General features: G+C 41.1%; 11 protein-coding genes. 9 read left to right on the forward strand and 2 right to left on the reverse strand.

Annotated elements, in window-relative coordinates:
• Nucleotides 1-33 precede the first annotated feature (33 nt).
• Entirely contained in the window at nucleotides 34-1,296 is a 1,263-nt protein-coding gene (gene glyA / locus DYC50_RS05775; RefSeq protein ID WP_115249372.1) for a serine hydroxymethyltransferase, read from the forward strand.
• A gap of 69 nt (nucleotides 1,297-1,365) precedes the next feature.
• Here glyA and DYC50_RS05780 read toward each other — a convergent pair whose 3' ends face one another.
• Together DYC50_RS05780 and DYC50_RS05785 are read right to left on the reverse strand one after the other, a co-directional pair.
• Entirely contained in the window at nucleotides 1,366-1,710 is a 345-nt protein-coding gene (locus DYC50_RS05780) for a SirB2 family protein (protein WP_115250169.1), read from the reverse strand.
• Nucleotides 1,711-1,769: 59 nt separating this feature from the next.
• Complete coding sequence (locus DYC50_RS05785) at nucleotides 1,770-2,792, reverse strand: branched-chain amino acid aminotransferase (RefSeq protein WP_115249373.1); 1,023 nt, start codon at nucleotides 2,790-2,792, stop codon at nucleotides 1,770-1,772.
• 500 nt (nucleotides 2,793-3,292) lie between these two features.
• Here DYC50_RS05785 and DYC50_RS05790 point away from each other — a divergent pair, with 500 nt between their 5' ends.
• From DYC50_RS05790 to oppD, 8 genes are all read left to right on the forward strand, one after another.
• Entirely contained in the window at nucleotides 3,293-4,183 is an 891-nt protein-coding gene (locus DYC50_RS05790) for a transcriptional regulator GcvA (protein ID WP_115249374.1), read from the forward strand.
• A complete protein-coding gene (gene rlmM / locus DYC50_RS05795; RefSeq protein ID WP_115249375.1) occupies nucleotides 4,176-5,267 on the forward strand; it encodes a 23S rRNA (cytidine(2498)-2'-O)-methyltransferase RlmM in 1,092 nt (363 codons plus the stop codon). The genes DYC50_RS05790 and rlmM overlap by 8 nt, the downstream gene beginning before the upstream one ends.
• Nucleotides 5,268-5,368: 101 nt before the next feature.
• On the forward strand, nucleotides 5,369-7,555 hold the full coding sequence (gene uvrD / locus DYC50_RS05800; RefSeq protein WP_115249376.1) for a DNA helicase II: 2,187 nt from the start codon (nucleotides 5,369-5,371) through the stop codon (nucleotides 7,553-7,555).
• A 309-nt stretch (nucleotides 7,556-7,864) separates the two neighbouring features.
• A complete protein-coding gene (ggt, locus tag DYC50_RS05805) occupies nucleotides 7,865-9,625 on the forward strand; it encodes a gamma-glutamyltransferase (protein ID WP_115249377.1) in 1,761 nt (586 codons plus the stop codon).
• 250 nt (nucleotides 9,626-9,875) lie between these two features.
• Nucleotides 9,876-11,516, forward strand: coding sequence for an ABC transporter substrate-binding protein (locus DYC50_RS05810; RefSeq protein WP_115249378.1), 1,641 nt, complete (start codon nucleotides 9,876-9,878; stop codon nucleotides 11,514-11,516).
• Nucleotides 11,517-11,593: 77 nt separating this feature from the next.
• Nucleotides 11,594-12,514, forward strand: a complete 921-nt coding sequence (oppB, locus tag DYC50_RS05815; RefSeq protein ID WP_103852558.1) for an oligopeptide ABC transporter permease OppB — start codon at nucleotides 11,594-11,596, stop codon at nucleotides 12,512-12,514.
• A gap of 13 nt (nucleotides 12,515-12,527) precedes the next feature.
• Nucleotides 12,528-13,439, forward strand: a complete 912-nt coding sequence (oppC, locus tag DYC50_RS05820; protein ID WP_103852557.1) for an oligopeptide ABC transporter permease OppC — start codon at nucleotides 12,528-12,530, stop codon at nucleotides 13,437-13,439.
• 9 nt (nucleotides 13,440-13,448) lie between these two features.
• Nucleotides 13,449-14,438 carry an ABC transporter ATP-binding protein gene (oppD, locus tag DYC50_RS05825; RefSeq protein ID WP_115249379.1) on the forward strand — a complete coding sequence of 330 codons (990 nt, stop codon included), beginning with the start codon at nucleotides 13,449-13,451 and terminating at the stop codon, nucleotides 14,436-14,438.

Here is a 14,438-nt window from a genome sequence, read left to right on the forward strand (position 1 = left end):
CCCCCATATTTTGAAACAAAGAGGACAAACACAATGTTAAAAAGAAGTATGAACATCGCTGATTACGATCCCGTATTATGGCAAGCGATTCAAGATGAAAATCGCCGTCAAGAAGAACATATTGAATTAATCGCATCAGAAAACTATGCCAGCCCACGCGTAATGGAAGCGCAAGGTTCTCAATTTACCAACAAATATGCGGAAGGTTACCCGGGCAAACGCTATTACGGCGGTTGTGAATATGCAGACATTGTTGAACAACTTGCCATTGACCGTGCGAAAGAATTATTTGGCGCAGATTATGCCAATGTGCAACCGCATTCTGGTTCACAAGCAAATGCGGCAGTGTATATGGCATTGTTAAATCCGGGTGATACCATTTTAGGAATGAGCTTGGCACATGGCGGGCATTTAACGCACGGTGCGTCAGTGAGCTTCTCAGGTAAAATTTATCACGCTGAGCAATATGGCATTACCGATGAGGGCGTAATCGATTACGATGCCTTGCGTGAACAAGCCTTGCGCGTGAAACCAAAAATGATCGTGGGTGGTTTCTCAGCTTATTCTCAAGTGGTTGATTGGGCAAAAATGCGTGAAATCGCTGATGAAGTGGGCGCTTATTTATTCGTGGATATGGCGCACGTTGCAGGCTTAATCGCTGCAGGTGTTTATCCGAACCCATTACCGCACGCGCACGTTGTAACAACCACAACGCATAAAACCTTGGGCGGCCCGCGTGGTGGCTTGATTTTAGCGAAAGGTGGCGATGAAGATCTTTATAAAAAATTAAATAGTGCGGTATTCCCTGCTGGCCAAGGTGGTCCATTGGTTCACGTTATTGCAGCTAAAGCGGTATGTTTTAAAGAAGCTCTCGAGCCAGCATTTAAAGCTTATCAACAACAAGTGGTGAAAAACGCAAAAGCGATGGTGGAAGTGTTTAAACAGCGTGGTTATAACGTGGTGTCTAACGGCACAGAAAACCATTTATTCCTTGTGGATTTAGTCAGCCACGGTTTAACAGGGAAAGCAGCCGATGCCGCATTAGGCAAAGCGAACATTACGGTAAACAAAAATGCCGTACCAAATGATCCACAAAAACCGTTTATCACTTCAGGGATTCGTGTAGGTACACCTTCAGTAACTCGCCGTGGTTTTAAAGAAGCGGAAGTGAAAGAGTTAGCAGGTTGGATGTGCGATGTGCTTGATGCCGTGGGTAAAGAAAACGAAGCAGAAGTTATCGCAGCAACAAAAGCGAAAGTGCTAGATATTTGTAAGCGCTTGCCGGTTTATCCATAATGCTTTTTTAGTTAAGAAAAAATAAAAACCTTTCCCAAATGGGAAAGGTTTTTTTATGGCAAATTTTTATTAATGAGAATAGCCCAATAACATTGCACCAGCAAATGAAATTAATGCGAATAAAAATGGCATTAGGCTAGCTTGTTTTGCTTTGAAAAAGCGAGTGGCGAAAATAATGTAGCTAATTAATAAAGCAATTTTAGCGCCAATCCACCAAGGGAAGCCAATTTCAAAATTAACTAAAATTATGATACCACTGACTAATAATAAGGTATCAGATAAGTGCGGTAGAATTTTCAGCAATTTTATTGCGCGCCAGTCTTTTTGTGCAAATTGCATTAGCGCGCGTAATACAAATAGCCCTAAGCTTACAAAGGCTGAAAAAGCGTGGAGATAAATTAAATATAAAATCATCATCGTTAGGTTTTTTGAGTAAGAGAAAAGGCTACTTCATTGAAGTAGCCTGATTAAGATTATTCGACTTTCACAATCCAACCTGCAGGTGCTTCAACATCACCAAATTGGATTCCTGTCAATTCCTCATAAAGTTTGCGCGTGATTTCGCCTACTTCTGTTTCAGAATAGAAAACGTGGAAATCATCACCATACTGGATACCCCCAATTGGGGTGATCACAGCGGCAGTACCACAAGCGCCCGCTTCTTTGAATTGATCCAGTTGGTTAATGTAAACATCGCCTTCAATAGCTTCTAAACCAAGACGTTCTTTGGCCAAATAAAGTAGGGAATATTTTGTAATACTTGGCAGAATTGACGGTGAAAGTGGGGTAACAAATTTGTTATCTTTTGTGATACCAAAAAAGTTTGCCGCCCCCACTTCTTCAATTTTGGTGTGAGTGGCTGGATCAAGGTAAATACAATCACTGAAATTACGCTGTTTAGCTAGTTTTCCTGGATAAAGGCTAGCCGCGTAGTTTCCACCGACTTTAGCCGCACCAGTACCGTGTGGCGCAGCTCGGTCATATTCCGACACAATAAAGTTAGTTGGTTTTAGACCACCTTTAAAGTAGGCACCAACAGGACAACAGAAAATTGAGAAAATATATTCTGTTGCAGGGGTTACGCCCACGTTATCACCCACACCGATCATAAATGGGCGTAAGTAAAGTGTTGCACCAGTGCCATAAGGAGCAAGCCATTCTTGGTTTGCTTTCACCACTTGTTTACAAGCATCAATAAACATTTCCGTTGGAATTTCTGGCATTAATAAACGTTGGCAGCTTTTTTGCAAGCGTTCCGCATTTTGATCTGGACGGAATAAATTAATTGAGCCGTCTTTACAACGATAGGCTTTTAAGCCTTCGAAGCATTGCTGACCATAATGCAATGCGGTAGAGCCTTCGCTAATATGTAAAACGTTGTCTTGGGTGAGTTCACCTTTTGACCATTTTCCATCTTTCCAATATGCGATGTAGCGATAATCGGTTTTGATATAACCAAAACCAAGATTTTGCCAGTCAAGATCTTTGATTGCCATTTTGTTTCCTTAATTATGATATTGTTACAACTGAATGGGATTAATTTACACCATTCTTAAAAACTTGCAATGAGAAAAGTGCGGTAATTTTTGTGTGAATTTTTTTGAGAAATGTTGGAATAGCGGATTTGAGTAAATCTATTTCGGGCAAATCGTAAATTATGCTAAGATCTTATGTAAATAAATGATCAACAGACCCTAGACATAAAAAAACACCGCCCAATTGAGCGGTGCTTAACCAAAATGGTTTAATAAATATACAGGAAGTGAAATGAGTAACTAAGTTACTCCGTTCGGTTTCCCGAACTATGCAAACACAACATCATACTTAAGTCGAAACTCTTAACCAATAAGGAATTACCAATCATTAAGTATGTGTAGCATTGTAGAGAGATGCACTTTACTGGACAAAGGATATTTTTTTATCCTTAGCATTAAAAAAACTAATAGGAAAGTTAGGGCATTATTGTTACTGACGATTTTATCTTTGAGAATAAATTATGAATAAACGTTTGCCTCCCTTAAATTCATTGAAAGCCTTTGAATGTGCGGCACGTCATTTAAGTTTTACCAAAGCTGCCGATGAACTCTTTGTTACCCAAGCAGCGGTGAGCCATCAAATTAAATTATTAGAAGATTTTTTAGGCATTACTTTATTTAAACGCAAACACAGAGCGTTAGTTTTAACCGAATTGGGACAAGTTTATTTCAAAGAAATTAGCGAAATTTTGTCTCATTTATCTGAAGTAACACAAAAGTTAATGAGTCAAAAAAATGAAAAACGTCTTGCGATTAGTGTACCACAAACCTTTGGTATTCAATGGCTTGTGCCACGTTTAAGCGGATTTAATGATCTTTACCCTGATATTGAAGTGCGTTTAACGGGTGTAGATCAAGATGAAGGCTTATTAAATCGAGAAATTGATATTGCTATTTACTATGGACGTGGTGCGTGGGAAAATCTGCAAGTGGAAAAGTTAGCCGAAGAGAATTTGCTTTTACTGGCTTCACCAAAACTTTTGGCTAAACAACCTGTACATTCTGCAGAAGATCTTAAAAAACATACGCTGATTCATATTCATACCCGTGATAACTGGCAGAATATGGCGAATTATTTGCACCTCAAAGGGTTAGAGATTCAGCACGGGCCAATTTTTAGCCATACTTTTATGGCATTACAAGCGGCTGTACACGGACAAGGTATTGTGCTTGCTAATCGATTGCTGGCTCAACAGGAAATTGATAAAGGAAATTTACAAGTGGTACTCCCAACCCAGCTAAAAGATCCAAAATCTTTTTATGTGGTAAATCAATTAGATAAAGCCAATGATGAACAAATTTTGGCATTCCGCCAATGGATAATTAAAGAAATAAGAAATAATAATGAATAAACTTGCCTTATATTGCCGTATTGGTTTTGAAAAAGAATTAGCCGCGGAAATCACCGATAAAGCCAGTGAGCGCGGTGTGTTTGGTTTTGCACGTGTTGAGCCGAATTCAGGCTATGTAATTTTTGAATGTTATCAAGCAGGCGAGGCCGATCGTCTTGCGCAAGAATTGCCTTTCGACCAACTGATTTTTGCTCGCCAAATGATCGTGGTGTCAGATTTATTGCAAGATCTTTCCCCTGAAGATCGCATCAGCCCTATTTTATCGCAATATCGCCAAAGTGAATTGGCGAAAAAGCTCAAAAATAGCACTGAATTATTTGTGGAAACTGCCGATACTAACGAAGCAAAAGAGCTTTCGGGATTTTGCCGCAAATTTACTGTGCCGCTGCGTAACGCGTTGAAAAAAGACGGCTTTTTACAGGGTAAAGATAGCCACAAAAGTGCGGTAACTTTACACGTTTTTTTCTTGCAATCCACCGCGTGCTATGTTGGCTATTCCTATAACCACAATCATTCCCCTTATTTTATGGGCATTCAACGGCTTAAATTCCCCGCAGACGCGCCAAGCCGTTCTACCCTGAAATTAGAAGAAGCCATCTTAACCTTTATTCCGAAACAAAAAGAAAGCCAATATCTGAACGAAAACCAATATGCGGTCGATCTTGGTGCTTGCCCTGGGGGTTGGACATATCAACTGGTTAAGCGTGGTTTATTTGTTTATGCCGTGGATCACGGAAAAATGGCAGCCAGCCTGCACGAAACAGGGCGGATCGAACATTGCGCGGAAGACGGCTTCAAATTTCAACCCCCGAAACGCCGCCGCATTGATTGGCTAGTGTGTGATATGGTGGAACAGCCTAGCCGTATTGCACAACTCATCACAAAATGGTTGATCAATGGCTGGTGTCACGCCAGTATTTTCAACTTAAAATTGCCAATGAAAAAGCGTTATGCGGAAGTCAAAGAATGTTTAGCAACGATCGAGCAAGCCTTCGATAAACAAGGACTTAAATACAAACTCAAAGCAAAACATTTGTATCACGATAGGGAAGAGATCACCGTTTATCTCTATTTACTGCCTTAATTAAAGTGCGGTGAAAAAATCATAAAAATTTCACCGCACTTCTTGCCTTTTAACAAAATCTCCCTATAATTTAACCTGTATAAAAAAACAGTGGTGATGTAATGGATATTTCTGAATTACTTGATGGTTTAAACGATAAACAACGTGAAGCGGTGGCTGCGCCCTTAGGCAATTATTTAGTGTTAGCAGGTGCAGGTAGCGGTAAAACGCGAGTGCTGACTTTTCGCATTGCTTGGCTGATTGCTGTGGAGCAAATTTCTGAAGGAAGCATAATGGCGGTAACTTTTACCAATAAAGCCGCAGCAGAAATGCGCCATCGAATTGAAGAAACTCTGGCGAAATATTCATCACAACGTGTAATGGGAATGTGGATCGGCACATTTCACAGCATTGCTCACCGCTTGCTACGCGCCCATTATGCCGATGCAGGGCTACCACAGGATTTTCAAATTTTAGACAGTGATGATCAACAACGCTTAGTTAAACGTTTGGTTAAACTGCACAATATTGATGAAAAAGCCTATCCACCAAAGCAAGCCTGCTGGTATATCAACCACCAAAAAGAAGAAGGTTTGCGTCCACATCAAATCGATGATCAAGGGGATATGCAAGAACGCACTTGGATTAAAATTTATCAAATTTATCAAGATGCTTGCGATCGCGCAGGCTTGTTGGATTTTTCCGAATTATTGCTTCGTTCCTATGAATTATGGTTGAAAAAACCGTTGATTTTGCAACGTTATCAGCAGCGTTTTTCGCAAATTTTAGTCGATGAGTTTCAGGACACCAACAAAATTCAATATGCTTGGATCAAATTATTGGTGGGGGAAACAGGCAAAATAATGATCGTGGGTGATGACGATCAGTCTATTTACGGCTGGCGTGGCGCGCAAGTAGAAAACATTCACCGTTTCTTAGAAGATTTTCACAATGCACAAACCATTCGCCTTGAGCAAAATTATCGCTCTACGGCCAATATTCTCAACAGTGCAAACCATTTGATCGCCAATAACAGCAACCGTCTTGGCAAAGATTTATGGACAGATGGTGAGCAGGGCGATCTTGTGGGAATTTATGCCGCATTTAATGAAATTGACGAAGCGCAGTTTGTGGCAAACCAAATCAAAATCTGGCTTGATGATGGTGGAAAACTAGATGATTGTGCCATTTTATACCGTAGCAATAGCCAATCGCGCGTGATAGAAGAAGCCTTGATTCGCGCGCAAATTCCTTATCGCATTTATGGGGGATTACGCTTCTTTGAACGGCAAGAAATTAAAGATGCCTTAGCCTATTTGCGTTTAATTGCCAATCGTTTTGATGATGCCGCCTTTGAACGTGTTATTAACACACCTGCGCGTGGTATTGGTGATCGCACCTTAGATGTTCTGCGCCAATTAACGCGTGAGCGACAAATCACCTTATGGCAAGCCATTCAAGTTGCCATTCAGGAAAATATGCTGGCAGGACGTGCCGCCACCGCCTTATTGCGTTTTACCGAATTAATTAATTCCTTACAGCAAGAAACGGCGGAAATGCCTTTGTTCGCGCAGACGGATTTTGTCATCAAACATTCAGGTTTATATGGAATGTATAAGCAAGAAAAAGGCGAGAAAGGCGAAGTGCGGATCGAAAACTTGGAAGAATTAGTTAGCGCTACCCGAGAATTTATCAAGCCTGAAGACGCCGAAGAAATGACAGACTTAATGGCATTTCTTACCCACGCGTCTTTAGAAGCAGGGGAAGAGCAGGCATCACCACATCAATCTAGCGTGCAGATGATGACCTTGCATTCTGCCAAAGGGCTAGAGTTTGCCCGTGTTTTTATGGTGGGCGTGGAAGAGGGATTATTCCCGAGTTTCCGTTCCTTTGAAGAGCCGGGACGCTTAGAAGAAGAACGCCGTCTGGCTTATGTTGGGATCACCCGAGCCAAACAAAAACTCACCATTAGCTATGCAGAAAGCCGCCGTTTATATGGCAAAGAAGAGCGTCATATCCCTTCGCGTTTTATTGAAGAATTGCCGAAAGATTGCATTCAAGAGGTGCGTTTACGCGGCACTGTTACCCGCGCTTATAACCGCGCAGCTGTGGGGTCGCTCAATACGCATAAATCGGGCAACGCTAGCGAATGGCGAATGGGACAAAAAGTTAAACACGGCAAATTTGGAAATGGCACAATTATTAATGTGGAAGGCGAAGGCAACAACACTCGCCTACAAATTGCTTTCCAAGGCGAGGGCATCAAATGGCTCATTGCCGCGTTAGCAAAGTTAGAAAAACTCTCCTAAACCTAAATAAAAAAATTAAGCGAAAAAGCACCGCACTTTGGTTTTATAGGAACTCTGTTTTATGGGGATTCTTATGCGTAAAAACAAAAGTGCGGTGCTTTTTTATGTAATTTTGATCTTAAATATAATTATTAAATGATTGATGGATTGTTATCTTTTTGTTAAAAAATAGATGCAGTCAAAAAATAGAGTGAAATTTTTCTATGTGATGAGAATTTGCTTGTTTTTTTGATTGGGATTGTTGAGCAGAAAGTTGTTCAGCAATCTAACTATCTTTATAAATTATAACTATCAGGAAGGTAACACATTATGCATTTTCGTAAATCACTTATCGCTGCATTGTTAGCGATTCCTTTTTCTTTATCTGTGGTTTCTTTACCAGCATATTCCGCAGAGGCAACGCAACAATCTATCTTAGCGGCTCAACGTTATGATCAGAGCAAGGATATTTTTCACCCTGTATATGCCAAAAATGGAATGGTAGCAACAGAGCAACATTTAGCAACGCAAGTTGGCTTGGATATTTTACGTCAGGGGGGGAATGCCATTGATGCGGCGGTTGCAGTAGGATTTGCTTTAGCTGTAGTACTACCAAATGCCGGTAATATAGGTGGCGGAGGTTTTATGGTGTTGCACGATGCCAAAAGCGGTGAAAATATAACCATCGATTTCAGAGAAATGGCACCACAAAAAGCACACCGAGATATGTATTTAGATGAAAAAGGTGATCTGGTTGATGGGAAATCTTTATTTACTCACTCTGCTGTGGGTGTACCGGGTACGGTGGCGGGCTTACTTTTGGCATTAGAAAAATGGGGAACCTTATCTCGTGAGCAAGTGATCGCGCCAGCAATTAAATTAGCCGAGCAAGGTTTTGCGATTAGTCCAACACTCGCTGCAACGTTAGAAGTTGAGAAAGACAATTTAGCTAAATGGAAAAGTACCAAAGCGATCTTTTTCAAGCAAGATCAGCCACTTACCTTTGGTGATAATTTAGTTCAGCAGGATTTAGCACATTCTTTGCGTCTTATTGCACAACAAGGAAAGTCAGCGTTTTATGAAGGTGAGATCGCACAAAAAATTGTGCAAGAAATGGAAAAACACGGCGGTTTAATTAGCCTTGATGATCTGAAAAATTATAAGGCAGTAATTCGTAAGCCAATCGTGGGAGAATATCGTGGTTATAAAGTGGTAACAATGCCACCACCAAGTTCTGGCGGTGTTCATTTAGTTCAATTGCTAAATATTTTATCCCATTATCCAATGAAAGAATTTGGTGTTAATAGTGCCAAAGCGATTCATCACTATGCTGAGGCAATGAAATTAGCTTATGCTGATCGTGCAACCTATTTAGGTGATCCTGATTTTGTTAAAGTACCGGTGGCAGGCATTACATCAAAGGCTTATGCAGATGAATTAGTGAAAAAAATTAATCCAGAAAAATCAACGCCAGCGAGAGAGATTAAAGAAGGCAATCCAATCCCTTATGAAAGTGATCAAACCACGCATTATTCGATTATGGATAAAGACGGAAATGCGGTAGCGGTAACTTATACACTTAATCTCAATTTTGGATCTGGAATTGTGGCTGAAGGCACGGGGATCTTATTAAATAATGAAATGGATGACTTTTCGGCAAAACCTGGCGTACCTAATGCGTTTGGTTTGATTGGTGGCGATGCAAATGCTATCCAAGCAGGAAAACGCCCATTATCTTCAATGACACCAACTATTCTATTAAAAGATGGTAAGCCTTGGTTGGTAACTGGTACACCAGGCGGAGCGAGAATTATTACAACCGTATTACAAAGTATTACGAATGTGATTGATTATGGAATGAATCCTGCGGAAGCCATCAACGTTCCACGTATTCACCATCAATGGCAGCCAGATCAATTACGCATTGAAGAAGGCATTAGCCCAGACACCATCGAGCTGCTTAAACAAAAAGGTTACGATATCGTGACAAAAGCGACAATGGGGCGTGAACAAGTTGTTCAAGTAACCGAAGGTGGGTTTTACGGCGCTTCAGATCCGCGTAATCCAGATGGCGCAGCGATGGGATATTAATCCTTTTGTAATTTAACCGATAAAGCTGATTTCAGCATGAAGTCAGCTTTTTTTATGCACTATTAGTGACATTATTCAGCCCAATTAAAACAAAAGTGCGGTGCTTTTTTGTCTATTTTTTGTAAATCAAATGCTGTGATTAGAAAAGAGAGAAAAAATTCCTGATGATTTCGCAATTTCTTATTTACAACCTTGGAAAATTCCTTTATTAATGAAAGCCATTTTATAAAAAACAATCTAGGAGGAAAAGATGCACACGTCATTCAAAAAAACACTTTTATCTGCCATTTTAGGGCTATCCCTTTCTGTGGGGTCGGCAATGGCGGCTGAGGTACCCGCTGGGACACAGTTGGCTGACAAGCAAGAATTAACTTGGAATATTAGTTCTAACCCTGCCACCCTTGATCCACAAAAAATGGAAGGCGATGTAGAAAGTTATTATGCGCGTCAGTTGTTTGAAACCTTAGTGACTTCTGATGCGAAAGGGCATATTATTCCCGGGGCGGCGACGTCTTGGGAACATAGCCCAGATTCCAAAACCTGGACATTCCACCTTCGCCCTGATGCTAAATGGTCAAATGGTGATCCTGTTGTGGCAGGTGATTTCGTTTATGCGTGGCAGCGTTTAGCCGATCCGAAAACGGCAGCACCTTATGCAAGCTTCTTAGAATTTGTGAAATTGAAAAATGCGGATCAAGTTACCGCAGGCAAACTTCCTGTTACAGATCTCGGCATTGAAGCCAAAGATGATCATACCCTAGTGTTACATTTAACTGAATCTGTACCTTATGTAGATAAATTGGTTGAGCATTATGTGTTAGCGCCAGTAAATAAAAAAGTGGTAGAGCAATTTGGTGATAACTGGACGAAACCGGGTAATCTCGTGGGTAACGGGGCATTTGTGCTGAAATCTGCGGTGGTAAACGAAAAAGCCGTGTTAGAGCGCAATCCGAATTATTGGGACAACGCGCGCACCGTGTTGGATAAAGTGGTGTTATTGCCGATTGAATCTTCATCAACAGATGTGGCGCGTTATCGTGCAGGCGATGAAGATATTACCGGGAAAGAAATTCCAATTGAATTATATGGCAAAGTGAAAAAAGAATTAGGCGATGAGCTTTATCACGCGCCGCAACTTTGTACTTATCTTTACGAAATCAATACAGCCAAAGCACCGTTTGATAATCCAAAAGTGCGTAGAGCCTTATCTTTAGCCTTAGAACGTGAAATTTTAACTGATAAAGTGTTACAACAAGGGCAAAAACCAGCTTACATTTTCACCCCGCCATTTATCAATGGGGCTGAGAAAATGACTAATCCTGAGTGGGCAAATTGGACGCAAGATCAGCGTAATCAAGAAGCGCTTAAGTTGTTGAAAGAAGCGGGCTTTGATAAATCTCACCCGTTAAATTTCAAATTGTTATATAACACCTCTGATAACCACAAAAAACTGGCGAGTGCCGCGCAATCCATTTGGAAGAAAAATTTACAAGGCGTGGTCAATATCACCTTGGAAAATCAAGAGTGGAAAACCTACTTAGATACTCGTCATCAAGGCAACTTTGATGTGGCGCGTGCAGGTTGGTGTGCGGATTATAATGAAGCCAGCACATTCTTGAACTATTATTTATCCAATAGTGCGAACAACACTGCATTCTATAAAAATCCAGCTTATGATGCCTTGATTGATTCTTCATTCAAAGCGAAAAGCGATGATGAGCGTGCAGAAGTGTATGCCAAAGCAGAAGGATTGTTAGATGAGGATACCGCAATGGTGCCAGTTTATCACTATGTTCAACCTCGTTTAATTAAACCTTGGGTGAAAGGCTTTGCTTATGCGCACCCAGCACAAAACTATTATTTAAAAGACGTTTATATCATTAAACATTAATCTTTTTTACCCGCACTTTTGGCATTTTAAGAAAAGTGCGGGTGTTTTTTTCTAAATTTTTTTGTGGGAATAATTTTATGCTTAAATTAATTTTTCGCCGTATTTTAGAGGCGATCCCAACCTTATTTATTTTAATCACCGTTTCTTTTTTTATGATGCGACTTGCCCCGGGCAGTCCATTTTCCAGTGAAAAAAATTACCCACCAGAAGTCATTGCTAATATTGAAGCAAAATACCATTTGAATGAGCCATTAATGGTGCAATATGGCATTTACTTGAAAGATTTGGCACACGGTGATTTCGGGCCTTCATTCAAATATAAAGATTACAGCGTAAACCAGCTTGTCGCGCAATCTTTCCCAGTATCGTTAAAATTAGGGTTTTCAGCCTTTTTAATTGCCTTAGTATGTGGGATTTCCGCAGGTGTTATCGCCGCATTGAAACAAAATAAGTGGCTAGATTATTTGATAATGACCTTTGCGATGACGGGAATTGTTGTCCCCAGTTTTGTGGTCGCCCCGTTATTGGTGCTGATTTTTTCTATTACCTTAAAATGGCTGCCTTCAGGCGGTTGGGAAGGCGGGCAGCTAACCAATATGATTTTACCAATGATTGCCCTTTCCCTTTCTTATATTGCTAGCATTGCGCGGATTATGCGTAGCTCAATGATCGAAGTCTTACATTCTAATTTTATTCGCACGGCGAAAGCAAAAGGGTTACCAATGTCGCGAATTATTTTGAAACACGCGTTACGCCCAGCACTGTTGCCTGTCATTTCTTATATGGGGCCTGCTTTTGTGGGAATTATTACTGGTTCAATGGTGATTGAAAGTATTTTCGTGTTACCGGGAATCGGGCAGCTTTTCGTGAATGGTGCGTTAAATCGCGATTATTCCTTAGTGCTAAGTTTAACTATTTTGGTTGGCACATTAACCATTGTGTTCAATGCCATTGTAGATATTCTTTATGCCGTGATTGACCCGAAAATTCGTTATTAATGGAGTGCAGACAATGATAAAAACAAAAGAAAATCAAGCACTAATGGAAAAATTGGGGGAACAATTAGACAAAGTCGAAGGGCGCAGTTTATGGCAAGATGCCAGACGCCGTTTTTTCCGCAATAAAGCGGCGGTGGTGAGCCTTTTCGTGTTGTTTCTCATTTTGCTTTTTGTAACCTTTGCACCAATGTTGATGCCCTTTAGCTATGATGATACCGATTGGGCAATGATGTCTTCACCGCCAGATTTTGAATCAATGCACTATTTAGGCACAGACGGCTTAGGGCGAGATCTTCTGGTTCGTCTTGCCATTGGTGGACGTATTTCCTTATTAGTTGGGATCGCAGGGGCGTTTATCGCCGTTTTAGTTGGTACGCTTTATGGGGCAACCGCAGGCTATGTGGGCGGTAAAACCGATGCGATTTTAATGCGTATCTTAGAGATCTTATATTCTTTCCCGTTTATGTTCTTTGTGATCCTATTGGTCACGTTCTTTGGGCAAAACATTTTGCTGATTTTCGTAGCAATTGGAATGGTGTCTTGGTTGGATATGGCGCGTATCGTGCGTGGTCAAACCCTAAGCCTTAAACGGAAAGAATTTATTGAAGCGGCGATTGTATGTGGGGTTTCGCCACGTCAAATTGTGTGGCGACACATTGTGCCAAACGTGCTAGGTGTTGTGGTGGTTTATGCTTCTTTGCTCGTGCCGGGAATGATCTTGTTTGAGTCTTTTTTAAGTTTCTTAGGATTAGGTACACAAGAGCCACTCAGTAGCTGGGGAGCTTTATTAAATGATGGCGCAAAATCAATGGAAGCCACACCGTGGTTACTTATTTTCCCCGCATTGTTCCTTGTGGTAACCCTATTTTGTTTTAATTTTATTGGTGATGGCTTGCGTGATGCGCTTGATCCGAAAGATCGATAAGGTGAGAAAATGAAAAACGAAAAACACCCTCTCCTTGATGTTCAAGATTTAAGAGTAACCTTTAAAACGCCAGACGGCGAGGTTACTGCGGTGAATAATTTAACTTTTACCCTCAACGCAGGGGAAACCCTAGGCATTGTAGGGGAGTCAGGCTCAGGCAAATCGCAAACCGCGTTTGCCTTAATGGGATTATTGGCAGATAACGGCAGAACTTCAGGTTCAGCCCGTTTTAATGGCGAAGAGATTTTAGGTTTATCGCCATCACAATTAAACCGCTTAAGAGCGGAGCAAATTGCGATGATTTTCCAAGATCCAATGACCTCGCTTAATCCTTATATGAAAATTGGTGAACAGCTCACGGAAGTGCTGGTGCTACATAAAGGTTATGATTACAAACAAGCCTTTGAAGAATCCGTGAAAATGTTAGACGCGGTGAAAATGCCCGAAGCGCGTAAGCGAATGGCAATGTATCCGCACGAATTTTCTGGCGGTATGCGTCAGCGTGTGATGATTGCAATGGCATTATTATGTCGTCCAAAACTATTGATTGCTGATGAACCAACCACAGCCTTAGATGTAACCGTACAAGCGCAGATTATGACCCTATTAAATGAGTTAAAACACGAATTTAATACAGCAATTATTATGATTACGCACGATCTTGGCGTGGTGGCAGGGAGCTGCGATCAGGTGCTGGTGATGTATGCGGGAAGAACGATGGAATATGGCTCAGCGAAAGATATTTTCTATCAGCCAACTCACCCTTATTCCATTGGTTTGATCAACGCCGTGCCACGTTTGGATTCTGAAGAAGATAAACTCTTAACTATTCCCGGCAATCCACCTAATTTATTGCATTTGCCAACGGGCTGTCCGTTTAGTCCACGTTGCCAATTTGCAACGGAACAATGCCAAAACAGCCCACCATTGGAACAATTTGCACCAAACCGCTTGCGTGCTTGTTTTATTGAGCCAAGCCAGCTGGTAAGGGGGAATTAA

This window comes from Avibacterium avium (assembly GCF_900454535.1).
GTDB classification, from domain to species: Bacteria; Pseudomonadota; Gammaproteobacteria; order Enterobacterales; family Pasteurellaceae; genus Avibacterium; species Avibacterium avium.